The following is a 15,279-nucleotide window of genomic DNA, read 5'->3' on the forward strand; positions in this document are numbered from 1 at the left end:
CTGTCTACATCATTTACAAGAATAATAACGCCTGTACAAATAGAAGTCTGTATGAAAACAGTCAATTAGGCGGTCTTTATAAAAAAACTCATTAAGGATGTTTATCATGCTCGACAAACAAAGCCTAATCTCGGCGCAAAATGCGCTACCTGGCCGTGAGACGCCAATAGCGATCGACGATGTTCATTTCGTTAACCAATCCAGTTTGACCGCAGAACCTGCGCAAGGTTGCGAAAAAATCTTACTCGGTATGGGCTGTTTTTGGGGCGCTGAACGACTGTTCTGGCAATTGGAGGGCGTGATCAGCACCAGTGTTGGTTACGCAGGCGGCTATACTCCTAACCCAAGTTATCAAGAGGTGTGCAGCGGGCAAACAGGCCACACTGAAGTCGTGCGTGTTGTCTTCGACCCAAAGAAAATAAGCCTAGAGCAACTACTGCGTACTTTTTGGGAGAGGCATAATCCGACTCAGGGAATGCGTCAAGGCAATGATTTAGGGACACAATACCGTTCAGCCATCTATGTCTATAATGATGAGCAGCAACAGCAAGCGCAACAATCGAAACTTGCGTATCAAGCTTTGCTCGGAGATCAAGCAGACCATATCACCACAGAGATCTCGGCTGCTGGCCCATTTTATTACGCCGAGCAGTATCACCAACAATATCTAGCCAAAAACCCTAATGGCTACTGTGGTTTAGGTGGAACTGGTGTTTGCTTCCCCGCATAAACGAAAAAGTCGCCTCAGGGCGACTTTGACTAACAACCACTGGTTTATGCAGAAAGCGACTCTATTGCCTGATTGATCTCTTTAAACGTCATCAGTTTTTGTTGATCCCGGACATCGGGCAACAACACCTTGCCATTATCAAAATCAAACTCACCGACACCTGCAATAGCGAACTGACCTTTAAACAAAGCTTTAACAAATCGCGCAATCTGTTGTGGGTGATAGTTGGGAAATTTACGCAGCATAGCAACTCCAATATCCTTTTATGATACGACCAATACAGGCCGCGTAGTTCTTATCCTTAGAACGTGTCAGGATTATACCTGATGACGTTCCAATGTGAACTATTTTGTTAACAAAATGATCTATGCTCACGCTATTACCGCGATTTTTACCCACGATAAAAATTTCGGTATATACTTTTTTCGCTTACATAAAAGGGAAAATATAATGAAAACGAAAACTTTACTTGCTCTGGTAATCGCATGCTCTCCAAGCTTTGCTTTTGCACATAACATCGCCATCGGCCAGCCATTGGCTAGTATTGAAATCGCCAGTCATGGCGAAATTGTACTCAATGGTGACCAGGCCGAGTTCAAAACTTGGTCGACTCAAGACATGCTAGGAAAAGTGCGTGTTATCCAAGCCATTGCGGGTCGCAGCAGCGCTAAAGCGATGAACGCGCCATTAATGACCGCGATTACCGCAGAAGAATTCCCACAACAGAGTTATCAAACCACCACCATCATCAATCAAGATGATGCGATTTGGGGTACGGGGTCATTTGTTAAATCGTCTGCTCAAGACAGCAAAAAAGAGTTTCCTTGGTCTTCAATGGTGTTAGATGAAGAAGGCCGCGCTGCCAAAGCTTGGCAGCTAGTTGAAGAGTCATCGGCGATCATTGTGCAAGACAAACAAGGCCAGGTCTTGTTTGTCAAAGAAGGGGTATTAAGCGACCAAGAGATCGAACAGGTTATCAGCTTAATCAAACAAAATATCTAGGCTAAAGGCTTAACTTTCGCCTTTTAAATGGAATTGTTATAGTATAACAATTCCATTTTTTATCAGTGTCGTTGTTGTGGATCGAGCAAATCTAAAGCCTACCCGCTCTCACACGGTTGCCTTACTGGCCATCGTGATGTTGCTATGGCTGAACTTCGCTTATATCGATCATCAATACGATCTCTCATCAACATACCATAGTCAGCACGACTGCCAGCTTTTTGCTTGTGGATTACATGGCGCAAGTGCCGCCGTGGCGACGTTAACGATCACACCGTTAACCAGTATCAGAGCAACGTCACCAGTCTTTCATTTCTTCCCCGTCAGCATTTGGGCCTACCATGCCCGATCCCCACCCAACATTGATTATAGTTAAGCAATAACATGACTGAACTCACCGCTCTAGGTGGCTTTAAACACGACTATTAATCAGGACTGACAATGAAAAACCTTACTCCCATTGCCCTTGGCATGACTCTCGCTATCAGCGCTGTCGCACACGCTGAAGAAGGCTTTCGCCAACACAATGCTCACGTTCACGGGCAAGTCGAATTTAACATCGCTCAAGATGGATCCGATTTATTATTTGAAATCACGGCGCCAGGTGCTGATGTGGTAGGCTTTGAGCATGCGGCGCAAACGGAGCAGCAGCAGCAACAACTCAATGCAGCCGTGACGATTCTCAATCAAGCCGACAAAGTGCTTGTTCTGGCAAGCAGTGCTGGCTGTAGGTTAATTGACCAATCGGTGACTCACACGCTCGGTGAGGATGACCACGACCATCACGACCATCACGACCATCACGACCATCACGACAACCATGAACACCATGACAAACATGACAAACATGACAAACATGAGCACCATGACGAACATGAACACCATGACAAACATGAGCACCATGACAAACATGAGCACCATGACAATCACCAGCATGACCACGAGCATGAATCAAGCCACGGTGAATTTACCGTCCAGTACCACTACCAGTGTGACAACATTAAGGCGTTAAACAACATCGAGACCCAGTGGTTTACTCAGTTCCCGAGCACCGAATCAATCAAGGTCAACCTGTTGACGGACACCAAACAAGCTGCACTCGAGTTACATCAAGATCAAACAGCGATCTTATTCTAATGACAACCGTGGCTCAGTTTGGCTGAGCCACCTTGCATGATTGGACATCAACAATGGACATCAAACCTCATCACTGTGTGGTTGAACTCAACCAAGTGAAGTTTACTTGGCCTAGTAATGACAAGCCGACATTGGATATCCCCTCTTTGTCGGTAAAGCGCGGAGAGCACCTGTTTATCAAAGGACCGAGTGGATGCGGTAAATCAACTTTACTCGGGCTGCTGACTGGCATTCATACTGCCACCTCAGGCAAGGTGTCCGTACTGGGAGAAGCACTTTCATCCATGACAGGTAGCCAGCGCGATAAGTTTCGCGCCGATAATATAGGTTATATTTTCCAACAATTTAATTTGTTGCCATACCTTAATGTTATTGAAAACGTCACTCTACCTTGTCAGTTTTCATCCCATCGACGCCAGCAAGTTGAAGGGGACTTAATCGTCAACGCAAAAGCTTTGCTCGATAAGCTGCATCTGCCCAGCTCACTACTGGATAAACCCGTAGCCGAGCTAAGTATTGGTCAGCAACAGCGAGTCGCGGCAGCGCGCGCTTTGATCGGTCACCCCAACATCATCATTGCTGATGAGCCGACGTCATCACTTGATTTTGATAATCGCAGCGCGTTTATTGAGTTGCTGTTAGAACAAGTCAATCAGGCCAATTCAACACTATTGTTTGTCAGCCATGACCCAACTTTAGAAGCTTTCTTTGACAAAACGATTAACCTCCAACAGTTAAATCAAGCCGGAGGCTACCTATGACCCCGACGCTCACATTGGCTTGGAAAAGCGTTCGTAACCGTAAAGTGACGGCGATTCTGAGTATATTGACCGTTGCTATTTCAGTGATTTTACTACTTGGTGTGGAGCGAATCCGCACCGAGGCCAAAAGCAGCTTTGCCAACACCATTTCTGGTACTGATCTGATCGTCGGCGGCCGATCGGGACAAGTCAATTTATTGCTTTACTCAATCTTTCGTATCGGTAATGCAACCAATAATATCGACTGGAAAAGCTATCTAGAGTTCAGCCAACACCCCGCAGTAGATTGGGCTATTCCTATCTCACTCGGAGACTCTCATCAAGGGTTTCGGGTCATGGGAACCAATCATCAATATTTTGCCCACTACCGTTATGGGAAAAAGCAAAACCTAGCCTTTACGCAAGGCCGAGAATTCAACGGTCTTTTTGAAGCCGTAATTGGCGCAGAGGTAGCCCGAACACTTAACTACCAGATTGGCAGCGATATGGTCATTGCTCATGGCATTAGCGATGTGAGCTTTAGTCGTCACGATACCTTACCTTTTAAGGTCGTGGGTATCTTGGCCCCAACGGGCACGCCGGTTGACAAGACGGTGCATGTCTCATTACAAGCCATCGAGGCGATTCATGTCGGCTGGGAAAGCGGGGCCAACTTAGGCAATACCCCAAGTGCCGAGCAACTGGCCAATATCGATTTTCAACCCCAACAAATTACCGCCATGATGCTAGGTTTAAAGTCAAAGATTCAGACCTTCGCGCTGCAGAGGCAAATCAATACCTACAACAAAGAGCCGTTAAGCGCTATTTTGCCGGGCGTTGCTCTGCATGAGTTATGGACAATGATGTCGGTGGCAGAACAAGCCTTGATGGCGGTCTCGGTATTTGTGGTCGTGGCAGGACTGCTCGGTATGCTATCGAGTTTACTGACGAGCCTGCAAGAGCGTCGGCGTGAAATGGCGATTCTGCGTGCCATGGGCGCTCGGCCTCGTCACGTATTTAGCTTACTCATTCTTGAAGCCAGTGTATTGACCTTTGTTGGTCTCATTGTCGGGACGATCGGCTTATATGCGATGTTGGCGTTAGCCGCACCACTGATTCAACAGACCTACGGCATCAATTTATCACTCAGCGGCTTATCCTATTATGAGTTTTTACTGTTAGCGGCTGTACAACTGGCAGGAACCACCATAGGATTTATTCCCGCCCTTCGCGCATATAGACAATCACTTAATGACGGAATGACAATCAGAGTATAACCAATGAAAACCATTAGCCTATTACTTATCACCCTCATGACACTCGGTGTAGCCAGTTTTACAACTCATGCCGAAGAAACCCTCACGCTCGACTGGATTGACTTAATTCCAGAAAGTGAGCGCAACCAGTTTGATTCCTATGGCATGCCGGCAGTCGATCACTCCACAGATGTAATGAAACAATCCAAAGTTGGCGGAATAAGACCAGAGCTGAACGGCAGTAAAATCAAAATACCGGGATTTGTGATCCCATTAGAGGGGGATGAAAACAACGTCACCGAATTTTTGCTGGTCCCTTACTTCGGCGCGTGTATCCATGTGCCACCACCGCCGCCAAACCAAATCATCTATGTACGCTTTCCTAAAGGGGCGCCCGTGCAGCAGTTGTGGGATGTTATTTATGTGATAGGCACCCTCAAGACTGAAACCGTCAGCCACGAGTTGGCAGAGACTGGCTATGTGATTGAAGGCACAGAGATTGCCGAATACGATGATCTGTAAGTGTTAAAAAAATGAGCCGCCTGTTAACGCCCTTTTTTATGCCAAATAACTAGATAGGTAACCGAGTATAGCTAGGTAACAGAGTAACAATAGGACGATTGACAGGTGCTTCTTTATTTTATGATCATTCAAATATTTCATAAGCCCCCCAGAAACAACGATAACAATTTTAACAATTTGTTATCATTTATGGTAGCGATATTTTTATAAACTGGCTCACAGTCTTTGTGTGGCGGGCTTGGCGCTTCCGAGGTAAAGTAAATACTTGAGTTAACAATTTGATGGCTAAGGAAATAGCATGTCTGAGACCAATAAGCCCGGTGCTCTAGAGCACGAAGCCGAACCCCCTCGGCACCAAGAAAAAAAGTCTGGCTACATCAAAGACAGCGCAAGTCGAGTTCTCAACATCGCTCAAACCTACGGTCTCGATGCCCTACTGCAAACTGAGAAGCCAGAAAAAAACGCCTTAAAACGCGCCCTGATGAGGGAGAGGAGACGCAAAGAGTTACGGCAGAAAAATCTTGAGCAAATCCTGAAGCTCGCCCACATTTCCTGCAAAGACGAAACGGCTGGTGATCCCGAACAAGATTGGCTGTTACGCTTTTTCGATATGGCGCAAGAAGTGCACAATCACTCAATGCAACGCCTGTGGGCGCAAGTGCTAAAGCGAGAGGTGACCAACCCAGGATCAACCTCGATGAAAGCACTAAAAGTTTTACAAGATATGACGCCGAAAGAGGCGCAGATTCTTCAGCGCGCTTCCTCTTTGGCCTGCAGTTTTGGTGGTGACAACAGCCGTAAGTTGCTAGTCGGCTATCGAGCACAGGGGGGTATCTTTAGCTTTGGTAAGCGTACTACCACCAGCAATATTAATGTCGGTAACTTCCAACTGCCCTACTCAAGTTTATTGGTATTGTTTGAGCTAGGATTGATGCATGGCACAGAATTAGAATCTGGAGAAATTGAACTGGATTCACCGTTACCACTGCTTTATCAGGGTAAGCAGCTATCATTACAGGCGCACAGCAAAGGCGTAAGGTTGCTCTACTATCGCTTTACGCCTACGGGCAACGAGCTGTGCAAACTGCTCGGAAACAAACCCAATATGCAGTACTACGATCAGATGGTTGCAATGCTCAGCCAGAAATTTATCGCCAATACGGAAGTGGAAAGCAGTATTCATCATACGGTGTAAGTACTACATACGGTGTAAGTACTATCAGCAACCCTATCATCTCGACACCACACAAAACGCCAGCCTTTCGGCTGGCGTTATTATTTGCTTATCACCCAGACAATGGGCGCTGCTGATTCAAGTCTGATTGTTATTTCGCTTTAAACGCTTTAAATGCGTTAATCAAACCATTGGTCGAGCTGTCATGTGAATTAATCGCTGTATCATCAGCAAGCTCTGGCAAGATTTGGTTTGCTAGCTGTTTGCCGAGCTCCACACCCCACTGATCAAAGCTGAAGATGTTCCAGATAACTCCTTGTACAAAAATCTTATGCTCGTACATTGCAATCAAATTACCGAGTGTACGCGGAGTGATCTGCTTAACTAGAATAGAGTTCGTTGGACGATTACCTTCGAAGACTTTAAATGGCGCGAGTGTCGCCGCTTCTGCTTCGCTCTTGCCTGCTTTCGCAAACTCTGCTTTAACCGTCTCTTCTGACTTACCAAAAGCAAGAGCTTCCGTTTGGGCAAAGAAGTTAGACATCAGCTTCTGGTGATGATCACCAGCAGGATTATGGCTAAGTGCTGGCGCAATGAAGTCACATGGGATCAACTTAGTGCCTTGGTGAATCAGCTGGTAGAACGCGTGCTGACCATTGGTACCCGGTTCGCCCCAGATAATTGGCCCAGTCTGGTACGTCACGGCATTACCATCACGGTCAACGTATTTACCGTTCGACTCCATGTTACCTTGCTGGAAGTAGGCAGCGAAACGGTGCATGTATTGATCGTAAGGTAAGATAGCTTCAGACTCTGCGCCGTGGAAGTTGTTGTACCATAAGCCAAGCAACGCCAGAATCACTGGAATGTTGTTTTCAAACTCTGTCGCGGCGAAATGGTTATCCATTTCATGCGCACCGTCCAATAGCTCAATAAAGTTGTCGTAACCAACCGCCAGTGCAATAGAAAGGCCAATGGCAGACCAAAGAGAGTAACGACCGCCAACCCAGTCCCAGAACTCAAACATGTTGTCTGTATCGATACCAAACTCAGACACAGCGCTCGCGTTGGTCGACAGCGCTGCGAAGTGTTTAGCGACATGCGCTTGATCGCCAGCAGTCTCTAGGAACCAATCACGAGCAGAATGTGCGTTTGTCATGGTTTCTTGAGTGGTGAATGTCTTCGATGCAATTAGGAATAGAGTGGTTTCAGGGTCTACTTTTTTAAGCGTTTCAACGATGTGCGTACCGTCAACGTTTGAAACAAAGTGAAGATTTAGATGGTTTTTATAAGGCGCTAGTGCTTCAGTCACCATATAAGGGCCTAAGTCCGAACCACCAATACCGATGTTAACAATATCTGTGATCGTTTTACCCGTATAGCCTTGCCACTCACCGCCAATCACGCGCTCAGTGAAAGAGTTGATTTTCTCTAGTACAGCATTAACCGCTAGCATCACGTCTTCGCCATCAACCATAACTGGTTTGTTGCTGCGATTGCGCAGCGCGGTATGAAGTACAGCGCGATCTTCGGTTTTGTTGATCGCTTCACCACTGAACATCGCTTCGATGGCTGCTTTTAGCTCAGTCTCATTAGCTAGAGCAAACAGATGATTGAGCGTCTCTTGGTTAACTAGGTTTTTAGAGTAGTCGACAAGAATATCGTTGCCGAAACGTGCTGAGAAGTTGTCAAAGCGAGCCGGATCTTGAGCAAATAACGCTTTCATATCCATATCTTGTGCAGATTCGAAGTGCGCAGTTAACGCTTTCCAAGCTTGTGTTTGCGTTGGATTGATATTTTTCAACATGGTGTCTATCCCGATGTTACAGTAGGTTCTATTCCATTCAGCCTAGCGACAACTGGTGGAATCCCCGATTAAGCAAAATAATAATATTAGGTATGTTTAGGCAAAATGCCACTAATACCAGCCGGGACAAATAGATGGTCAGATAGTTACGCAGGAAAAATCGCTTAGAGCAAAGCATAGATTGCAGCTAGCTAGTTGACCTACCTACAAAATCTATAACAACGCTATCAGCGATTTTAACTAGCAAGAATGACCAGACATTTATTCTGATTGGTATAACTACCTTTGTAATTTTTTTTCAGGCGAATATTATGACGCAGGCGACTTACGCTCACATTGAGTTAGGTCACGTTCCCTGCTTCAAAACTAAACAAACACCCTACTCGCAAGTAAGAGCTTACCATTAACCTTAGCTAAGCTTAACCATTAGACGCGAATCATCGAATATAGGTTGCCGTATGTGGACTCAAAAAACACTGAAAATGAGCGCGCGTAAGCGTGGATTCCATCTAATCACCGATGAAATTGAACAACAATTACCGCAAATAGCAAATTATTCTGTGGGAATATTACAGTTATTTATTCAACATACCTCGGCCAGCTTGGTGATTTAAGGCGTGTTGTTACAGCAAGTTACTGGGAATATTCCATATCGACGCGTGAGGTGAGTTTAGTCACCAGCTCATAGGCGATCGTGCCAATATGAGAGGCCACCTCTTCAACCGGAAGATCTTTCCCCCACAAAATGGCTTCATCGCCAACACAATCGCTCGCGTCTGGACCGAGATCAACGGTGAGCATATCCATAGAGACACGACCAGCGATCGGCACTTTGCGCCCATTGACCCATACCGGTGTGCCATTAGGCGCCATTCTTGGGTAGCCATCGCCGTAACCAATCGCAATCACGCCGATTTTGGTATCTCGCTCACTGGTCCAGATACCACCATAACCAACACTTTCGCCAGCTTTAACTTCACGTACCGCAATCAAGTGCGACTTGAGCGTCATGACAGGCAGATAGCCCATCTGCTGCGCATTTCTATCCCCAAATGGCGAAACGCCGTACATTATAATACCCGGACGTACCCAATCCATTTGGCTATCAGGCCAGGCTAGTAGCCCTGCCGAGGCGGCCATTGAGCGTTCACCTTCACACCCTTGGGTCAACGACATAAATAGTTCGATCTGTTGAGTGGTGGTCGGTTTATCCAGTTCATCAGCACAACCAAAATGACTCATATATCGCAAGGGTTTAGCGACATTGCGGCACTTTTTCAAACGCTCCACAAAACCATTGTATTGCTCAGGGCGGACCCCTAAACGATGCATTCCACTGTCGATTTTTAGCCATACCACGACCGGTGTCTCGAGCTGAGCTTGCTCTAGCGCCTCAAGTTGCTCTTCACAATGCACCACAGTTTGGATATTGTTGGTCACCAGTACGGGTAAGTCTCCTTGAGAGTAAAACCCTTCGAGCAACAAAATCGGTTTCACGACACCACTAGCACGTAGTTGCAACGCCTCTTCAATTCTGGCGACGCCAAACGCATCCGCTCCTTGCGCGCTTTTGGCAACATGACGCAGACCATGACCATAACTATTGGCTTTCACCACCGCCATGACTTTGCTGTGCGGTGCTTGCTGCTTTATTTGCACTAAGTTGTGCGTAAGTGCGGTCAAATCAATGTAAGCCGTTGCGGCTTTCATATGCGTCATAAATTATTCGTCGTCCATATCAAATGAAGGGCCCGCATAATTATCAAAGCGTGACCACTGCCCTTGGAACGTCAGCCGAACCGAACCGATTGGGCCATTACGCTGCTTACCTAGAATGATCTCGGCGGTGCCTTTCATTGAACTGTCTGGGTTATAGACTTCATCACGGTAGATAAACATGATCAAGTCAGCATCTTGCTCGATAGAGCCCGATTCACGTAAATCTGAGTTTACTGGCCGCTTATCAGCACGTTGCTCTAGGGAACGGTTCAACTGCGACAATGCTACCACAGGAACATTCAACTCTTTGGCCAAGGCTTTCAGTGAACGCGAGATTTCAGCAATCTCCAGAGTACGGTTATCTGACAGTGCAGGGACACGCATTAATTGCAGGTAGTCGACCATGATCATCGACAGACCGCCGTGATCGCGAGCAATACGACGAGCGCGTGAACGTACTTCGGTGGGCGTCAAACCTGAGCTGTCATCGATGTACATGTTCTTCTTCTCCATCAGAATTCCCATGGTTGAAGAGATACGCGCCCAATCTTCATCATCAAGCTGACCAGTTCGAATTTTGGTTTGGTCAACACGCGACAACGAGGCCAACATACGCATCATGATCTGCTCCGCGGGCATCTCTAGCGAGAAGATCAAAACGGGCTTTTCTTGTTCCATCGCTGCGTTTTCACATAAGTTCATCGCAAAAGTGGTTTTACCCATCGACGGACGTGCGGCGACAATGACAAGATCCGAGCCCTGCAAACCCGCCGTTTTTTTATTGAGATCAGTGAACCCGGTGTTGACCCCTGTCACGCCATCTTGTGGTGACTTGTATAATAGTTCGATACGCTCAAGAGTCTTCTCAAGAATATTGTCAACGTTCTGTGGGCCTTCGTTCTCGTTGGTGCGTGCCTCTGCAATCGCAAAGACTTTACTTTCTGCCAGATCCAACAGATCTTCTGAACTGCGCCCTTGTGGGTCGTAACCTGCATCGGCAATTTCGTTAGCAACCCCAATCAAATCACGTACTAAAGCGCGTTCAGCAACAATGTCTGCATAAGCATTGATGTTAGCCGCACTCGGGGTGTTTTTAACCAGATCGGCAAGATAAGCAAAGCCACCGACGTCGTCGAGTTGCTCGCGCAGTTCAAGGAACTCCGACAGGGTAATAAGATCGAGCGGTTTGTTGTCTTCAAGAATCGACTTAACCGCTTCGAAAATAAGACGATGCGGACGGCTGTAGAAATCTTTCGCGACAACACGCTCTGAAACCGTATCCCAACGCTCATTATCAAGCAGCAAGCCACCGATAACGGACTGTTCAGCTTCTAGTGAGTGAGGGGGAAGTTTAATCGCATCCACTTGTGCGTCTCTAAACTTTTTGTTTCGATAATCTACTTTCGCTTCGGCCATGGTTCTGCTCAACAACTTGCTCTGGACCGCTAATTATAACGAGAATAAAGCCGATGTCTGTAGTCTGTTGATACTTTGTCACCTAGTGAATCAGATTTAACCTGCTGTTGACGGTATCGACCTCATTTCGCATTACCATTGTTGCGGTTTTTTTTTATGTTGAGGTCGTTAGTGTCTAAACTTTGGCTATTGAGCATGGGGTTACTCAGCTCAATGTGTGCTTATGCCGATGAACAAGGACAGGACCACTCGGATATTGAACTTCCTTCCCCTTGGAATACGGAAGTGGAGTTTGGTTATCAGGCACATACTGGTAATTCTGACTCACGCTCACTCAACTCACGTCTCAATCTGGAATATGTTGAAGGCCGTCATCGTACCTATGGCGAATGGAAATATTACTTGCTGTATAAAGATGGGGAAGAGGACAAAAGGCAATCGACCTATACCGCACAAAGCGACTTCAAACTGAGCCCGAAAACCTACCTTTATAGCAGCTTTCGTGGTATTGACTCTCGCTATACGGCCTATTTTAAGGATTACACCTTGTCGGGTGGTTTAGGTTATCAGTTTGCCAATACCGAGCACTTTATCTTAGAGGTGGAATTTGGCCCAGGCTTTCGCTATCAAGAACCTAACCTAGATGAAATTGATGACGATGACATTATTTTCCCTGAAACCGTGCGCGAAGGTATTTTTAGGGGCAACCTCAATACTCGCTGGCAAGCACTAGATAGTCTATCGATTGCGGCCGACGTAACCGTCGTCTCAGGCTACAGTAATACCCGGACCGACACTGACATCAGTGTGACCAATAATGTCACCGAAGATATTGCTTTGAAACTGGCATATTCTCGCCAATATCACGATAAAGTACCTGAAGGGCTAACAAAAGCAGACTCGATCTTCTCGGTTAATTTGCTGTTCCAATTTTAGCTAACTGGCCAGTCAGCCAATACCGAACTATAGGCATAAAAAAAGCACCTGCAAGCAGGTGCTTTTTAAATACGTCGTGAGACTGAATTAGTCAGCAGCAACAACTTGTAGGTTCACAGTAGCGAAAACTTCAGAGTGAAGTTGAACGCTGATCTCGAACTCACCAGTGTTACGTAGTGCGCCTTCAGGAAGACGAACTTCGCTCTTAACTACTTCAACGCCAGCTGCAGTGATTGCATCAGCGATGTCGCGAGTTCCGATAGAACCGAATAGTTTACCTTCGTCACCAGCTTTAGAAGCGATAACAACAGCTTCTAGAGCGCCAAGCTTCTCAGCGCGAGCTTCAGCAGCAGCAACTTGTTCAGCAGCTTTTGCTTCTAGTTCAGCGCGACGAGTTTCAAACATTTCAACGTTAGATTTAGTTGCCATAACCGCTTTACCCTGAGGGATAAGGAAGTTACGAGCGTAACCAGATTTAACGTTAACCGTTTCGCCTAGAGCACCTAGTTTACCGATTTTATCAAGTAGAATAACTTGCATTGTTTAATTCCTCTTTATAAAACGAGCCGATTACTGATGCTTGTCAGTGTACGGAAGTAGAGCTAGGTAGCGTGAACGCTTAATAGCGCGAGCTAGCTGACGTTGGTATTTAGCACTTGTACCAGTGATACGGCTAGGTACGATTTTACCAGCTTCAGTGATGTAGTTTTTAAGAGTTGCTACGTCTTTGTAATCAATCTCTTGAACGCCTTCTGCTGTAAAACGGCAGAATTTACGACGACGGAAGAAACGAGCCATGGGCTATCTCCTGATCTTAAATTTGAGTAATGTTGTCGGCATGCAGCACTAATTTACCTACACCGTTACGGCCGGTTTGATAAGTGACAAAACCACTTACCTTAATGCTACTACCTTGTACTAAACTCTGAGTTAACGCTTGTGACCTAGGCCCACTGACAACGACCGGCATACGACAATAAACTTGTCTCGGAAGGTCAGCCTCGATGATAGTAGAGCGATGCTCTAACCAAAACCGACAGTGTTCGATACCACTTGGGCTTTTGCTACGAATGGGCGGTTTGACAATAGTGCCAGAAAGCTCCATTCGATTGGCCATAAGACAAATTACTCAGCAGCGGCTTCTGGCTTAGCTTCAGCACGCTCTTCACGACGAGGAGCACGCTCTTCTCGTTGCTTAAGCATGATAGATTGCTCAGTGATCGCCGCTTTAGTACGCATGACCATGTTACGTAGAACTGCATCGTTAAAACGGAAAGCAGTTTCTAGTTCATCGATTACAGCTTGGTCAGCTTCAACGTTCATAAGAACGTAGTGAGCTTTGTGAAGCTTGTTGATTGGGTAAGCCAGTTGACGACGACCCCAATCTTCTAGACGGTGGATAGTACCGCCAGCTTCAGTGATAGAACCAGTGTAACGCTCGATCATGCCAGCAACTTGCTCGCTTTGATCTGGGTGCACCATGAATACGATTTCGTAATGACGCATGGGTTGCTCCTTACGGATTATTCAGCTTCCACAATTGGCTCAGTCGTCCAGAGGAAGCAAGGAACTAAAGATAATTGACTGAGTTTTAAGGAGCACGAATAGTACAGAAAGAAACCAGTATAAGCAAGAGAAATGTGGGTAGCTCGCTAGCAGCGTAACGTTGAAGCGTAAACAGCCAGCGAGCTCTTGAGCGGAGCGTTTAATAACTCATCGGAGCGACGATAACTTAGCCCTCATCGTCATCAACATATTGCGCTTGGAGGTAGTTTTGAATACCAGTCATGTCAATTAATCCCAGTTGCGTTTCAAGCCAGTCGACGTGCTCTTCTTCATCTTCCAATATGGTCAGAAACAGATCACGTGACACATAGTCATGAACATCTTCGGCATAGGCAATCGCATTTTTTAAATCGGGAATAGCCGCCATTTCGAGCTTGAGGTCGCACTCAAGCATCTCTTTGACATCTTCACCGATCATTAATTTGCCGAGATCTTGTAAATTGGGTAATCCTTCCAGAAACAGAATGCGTTCGATTAAATGATCGGCATGCTTCATTTCATCGATCGACTCATGATATTCCTTATCTGCAAGGTGCTTAAGTCCCCAGTCTTTATACATACGTGCATGTAGGAAGTATTGATTGATTGCAATGAGTTCATTGCCGAGCGCTTTATTGAGATGTTGAATAATGATTGGATCGCCTTTCATGACATTCGCCCTCCTCTTTGGCTCCTATAACTCTAGAAGCAAATGGCACGCTGTCAAAAAGACTAGGTGAAAAACTAGCTGGCTTGTTTAATAACTAAGAACTCAGTTTCGGCTAATATCTGTTTAGTTGGCTTAATACACTTACCACATTGACTCCCCAGAGCAGTACATTGCTTAATACCTTTAATATCAGTAATGCCCTCATCAATCGCTAACTTCTTAATTTTCTTGTCTGAAATACCATGACAAAGACAAACATACATAACTAACTCGTTCCATTTAACCTAACAATTAACAATATAAACGACAATAGTTATCATTACCAATCGTATTTTGTGAGGGTTAAGAATATTTCGTTATATCTATTGGCCTATACCCGCTGACATTCAACTATTTAATAATCTATTATGCTGACAGGCATAACTAGTCCATGAAAATCAATCACTTAAAATAAAACGTTAGATGTTTCACTTATAACTAAAACAAAAAAGGGAAGCCTCAGCTTCCCTTTTTCAGATGCGTGTTCTTCAAAAATGAAGAAGCGTGCAAGTCTTCAGCAATTAAGCGAAGATCTTAGCAACAACACCAGCACCAACTGTACGGCCACCTTCGCGGATTGCGAAAC

General features: G+C 45.8%; 19 protein-coding genes and 1 pseudogene. 10 read left to right on the forward strand and 10 right to left on the reverse strand.

Annotation, left to right across the window (positions count from 1 at the left end; all coding sequences use genetic code 11):
* Positions 1–106 precede the first annotated feature (106 nt).
* Positions 107–730, forward strand: a complete 624-nt coding sequence (msrA, locus tag CDZ87_RS09810) for a peptide-methionine (S)-S-oxide reductase MsrA (protein WP_100753392.1) — start codon at positions 107–109, stop codon at positions 728–730.
* A 44-nt stretch (positions 731–774) separates the two neighbouring features.
* Here msrA and CDZ87_RS09815 read toward each other — a convergent pair whose 3' ends face one another.
* Positions 775–975, reverse strand: a complete 201-nt coding sequence (locus CDZ87_RS09815; protein WP_100753393.1) for a DUF1107 domain-containing protein — start codon at positions 973–975, stop codon at positions 775–777.
* A 205-nt stretch (positions 976–1,180) separates the two neighbouring features.
* Here CDZ87_RS09815 and CDZ87_RS09820 point away from each other — a divergent pair, with 205 nt between their 5' ends.
* The 7 genes from CDZ87_RS09820 (at position 1,181) to CDZ87_RS09850 (ending at position 6,582) form a co-directional block, all read left to right on the forward strand.
* Positions 1,181–1,732, forward strand: coding sequence for a YtfJ family protein (locus CDZ87_RS09820; protein WP_100753394.1), 552 nt, complete (start codon positions 1,181–1,183; stop codon positions 1,730–1,732).
* Between the two features lie 136 nt (positions 1,733–1,868).
* Complete coding sequence (locus CDZ87_RS09825; protein ID WP_245834682.1) at positions 1,869–2,108, forward strand: DUF2607 family protein; 240 nt, start codon at positions 1,869–1,871, stop codon at positions 2,106–2,108.
* Positions 2,109–2,173: 65 nt separating this feature from the next.
* Complete coding sequence (gene zrgA, locus CDZ87_RS09830) at positions 2,174–2,869, forward strand: zinc uptake protein ZrgA (RefSeq protein WP_100753396.1); 696 nt, start codon at positions 2,174–2,176, stop codon at positions 2,867–2,869.
* 53 nt (positions 2,870–2,922) lie between these two features.
* Entirely contained in the window at positions 2,923–3,630 is a 708-nt protein-coding gene (locus tag CDZ87_RS09835) for an ABC transporter ATP-binding protein (RefSeq protein ID WP_100753397.1), read from the forward strand.
* Positions 3,627–4,886 carry an ABC transporter permease gene (locus CDZ87_RS09840; RefSeq protein WP_100753398.1) on the forward strand — a complete coding sequence of 420 codons (1,260 nt, stop codon included), beginning with the start codon at positions 3,627–3,629 and terminating at the stop codon, positions 4,884–4,886. Before CDZ87_RS09835 ends, CDZ87_RS09840 begins: the two co-directional genes overlap by 4 nt.
* 36 nt (positions 4,887–4,922) lie before the next feature.
* Positions 4,923–5,387, forward strand: a complete 465-nt coding sequence (locus CDZ87_RS09845) for a DUF3299 domain-containing protein (RefSeq protein WP_422641421.1) — start codon at positions 4,923–4,925, stop codon at positions 5,385–5,387.
* 298 nt (positions 5,388–5,685) lie between these two features.
* Positions 5,686–6,582, forward strand: a complete 897-nt coding sequence (locus CDZ87_RS09850; RefSeq protein WP_100753400.1) for a TIGR03899 family protein — start codon at positions 5,686–5,688, stop codon at positions 6,580–6,582.
* Positions 6,583–6,712: 130 nt separating this feature from the next.
* Here the strand turns inward: CDZ87_RS09850 and pgi are convergent, their stop codons facing one another.
* Complete coding sequence (gene pgi, locus CDZ87_RS09855; RefSeq protein ID WP_100753401.1) at positions 6,713–8,368, reverse strand: glucose-6-phosphate isomerase; 1,656 nt, start codon at positions 8,366–8,368, stop codon at positions 6,713–6,715.
* Between the two features lie 458 nt (positions 8,369–8,826).
* Between pgi and CDZ87_RS17025 the strand changes: the two are divergent.
* Positions 8,827–8,979 (forward strand): annotated as a pseudogene (locus CDZ87_RS17025) (YjbQ family protein); the annotation flags it as partial.
* Positions 8,980–9,001: 22 nt separating this feature from the next.
* On the opposite strand, the gene alr reads toward CDZ87_RS17025, so the two are convergent.
* Together alr and CDZ87_RS09865 are read right to left on the reverse strand one after the other, a co-directional pair.
* Entirely contained in the window at positions 9,002–10,078 is a 1,077-nt protein-coding gene (alr, locus tag CDZ87_RS09860; protein ID WP_100753406.1) for an alanine racemase, read from the reverse strand.
* A gap of 12 nt (positions 10,079–10,090) precedes the next feature.
* Positions 10,091–11,503, reverse strand: a complete 1,413-nt coding sequence (locus CDZ87_RS09865) for a replicative DNA helicase (protein ID WP_038175247.1) — start codon at positions 11,501–11,503, stop codon at positions 10,091–10,093.
* A gap of 171 nt (positions 11,504–11,674) precedes the next feature.
* Here CDZ87_RS09865 and CDZ87_RS09870 point away from each other — a divergent pair, with 171 nt between their 5' ends.
* Positions 11,675–12,439: a DUF481 domain-containing protein gene (locus CDZ87_RS09870; RefSeq protein WP_100753402.1), complete on the forward strand. Its 765-nt coding sequence runs from the start codon at positions 11,675–11,677 to the stop codon at positions 12,437–12,439.
* Between the two features lie 87 nt (positions 12,440–12,526).
* Here CDZ87_RS09870 and rplI read toward each other — a convergent pair whose 3' ends face one another.
* The 6 genes from rplI to CDZ87_RS09900 all read right to left on the reverse strand — a co-directional run bounded on the left by rplI (position 12,527) and on the right by CDZ87_RS09900 (position 14,917).
* Entirely contained in the window at positions 12,527–12,979 is a 453-nt protein-coding gene (rplI, locus tag CDZ87_RS09875) for a 50S ribosomal protein L9 (RefSeq protein WP_038175245.1), read from the reverse strand.
* A 30-nt stretch (positions 12,980–13,009) separates the two neighbouring features.
* Positions 13,010–13,237, reverse strand: coding sequence for a 30S ribosomal protein S18 (gene rpsR, locus CDZ87_RS09880; protein WP_000090472.1), 228 nt, complete (start codon positions 13,235–13,237; stop codon positions 13,010–13,012).
* A 16-nt stretch (positions 13,238–13,253) separates the two neighbouring features.
* A complete protein-coding gene (gene priB / locus CDZ87_RS09885) occupies positions 13,254–13,556 on the reverse strand; it encodes a primosomal replication protein N (RefSeq protein ID WP_100753403.1) in 303 nt (100 codons plus the stop codon).
* Between the two features lie 8 nt (positions 13,557–13,564).
* Entirely contained in the window at positions 13,565–13,945 is a 381-nt protein-coding gene (gene rpsF, locus CDZ87_RS09890; RefSeq protein WP_038175243.1) for a 30S ribosomal protein S6, read from the reverse strand.
* A 226-nt stretch (positions 13,946–14,171) separates the two neighbouring features.
* On the reverse strand, positions 14,172–14,654 hold the full coding sequence (gene bfr / locus CDZ87_RS09895; RefSeq protein WP_038175242.1) for a bacterioferritin: 483 nt from the start codon (positions 14,652–14,654) through the stop codon (positions 14,172–14,174).
* 74 nt (positions 14,655–14,728) lie between these two features.
* Complete coding sequence (locus CDZ87_RS09900; protein ID WP_038175240.1) at positions 14,729–14,917, reverse strand: (2Fe-2S)-binding protein; 189 nt, start codon at positions 14,915–14,917, stop codon at positions 14,729–14,731.
* Between the last annotated feature and the right edge of the window lie 362 nt (positions 14,918–15,279).

The organism is Vibrio salilacus (assembly GCF_002811245.1).
In the GTDB taxonomy this organism is placed as follows: Bacteria; Pseudomonadota; Gammaproteobacteria; order Enterobacterales; family Vibrionaceae; genus Vibrio; species Vibrio salilacus.

Coding starts and splice junctions, on each gene's coding strand:
- CDZ87_RS09815 (WP_100753393.1), bottom strand. CDS start 975: ATGCTGCGTAAATTTCCCAACTATCACCCACAACAGATTGCGCGATTT.
- rpsR (WP_000090472.1), bottom strand. CDS start 13,237: ATGGCTCGTTTCTTCCGTCGTCGTAAATTCTGCCGTTTTACAGCAGAA.
- bfr (WP_038175242.1), bottom strand. CDS start 14,654: ATGAAAGGCGATCCAATCATTATTCAACATCTCAATAAAGCGCTCGGC.
- CDZ87_RS09840 (WP_100753398.1), top strand. CDS start 3,627: ATGACCCCGACGCTCACATTGGCTTGGAAAAGCGTTCGTAACCGTAAA.
- CDZ87_RS09865 (WP_038175247.1), bottom strand. CDS start 11,503: ATGGCCGAAGCGAAAGTAGATTATCGAAACAAAAAGTTTAGAGACGCA.
- CDZ87_RS09900 (WP_038175240.1), bottom strand. CDS start 14,917: ATGTATGTTTGTCTTTGTCATGGTATTTCAGACAAGAAAATTAAGAAG.
- CDZ87_RS09825 (WP_245834682.1), top strand. CDS start 1,869: ATGTTGCTATGGCTGAACTTCGCTTATATCGATCATCAATACGATCTC.
- CDZ87_RS09835 (WP_100753397.1), top strand. CDS start 2,923: ATGGACATCAAACCTCATCACTGTGTGGTTGAACTCAACCAAGTGAAG.
- pgi (WP_100753401.1), bottom strand. CDS start 8,368: ATGTTGAAAAATATCAATCCAACGCAAACACAAGCTTGGAAAGCGTTA.
- priB (WP_100753403.1), bottom strand. CDS start 13,556: ATGGCCAATCGAATGGAGCTTTCTGGCACTATTGTCAAACCGCCCATT.
- rpsF (WP_038175243.1), bottom strand. CDS start 13,945: ATGCGTCATTACGAAATCGTATTCATGGTGCACCCAGATCAAAGCGAG.
- CDZ87_RS09845 (WP_422641421.1), top strand. CDS start 4,923: ATGACACTCGGTGTAGCCAGTTTTACAACTCATGCCGAAGAAACCCTC.
- msrA (WP_100753392.1), top strand. CDS start 107: ATGCTCGACAAACAAAGCCTAATCTCGGCGCAAAATGCGCTACCTGGC.
- CDZ87_RS09820 (WP_100753394.1), top strand. CDS start 1,181: ATGAAAACGAAAACTTTACTTGCTCTGGTAATCGCATGCTCTCCAAGC.
- zrgA (WP_100753396.1), top strand. CDS start 2,174: ATGAAAAACCTTACTCCCATTGCCCTTGGCATGACTCTCGCTATCAGC.
- alr (WP_100753406.1), bottom strand. CDS start 10,078: ATGAAAGCCGCAACGGCTTACATTGATTTGACCGCACTTACGCACAAC.
- rplI (WP_038175245.1), bottom strand. CDS start 12,979: ATGCAAGTTATTCTACTTGATAAAATCGGTAAACTAGGTGCTCTAGGC.
- CDZ87_RS09850 (WP_100753400.1), top strand. CDS start 5,686: ATGTCTGAGACCAATAAGCCCGGTGCTCTAGAGCACGAAGCCGAACCC.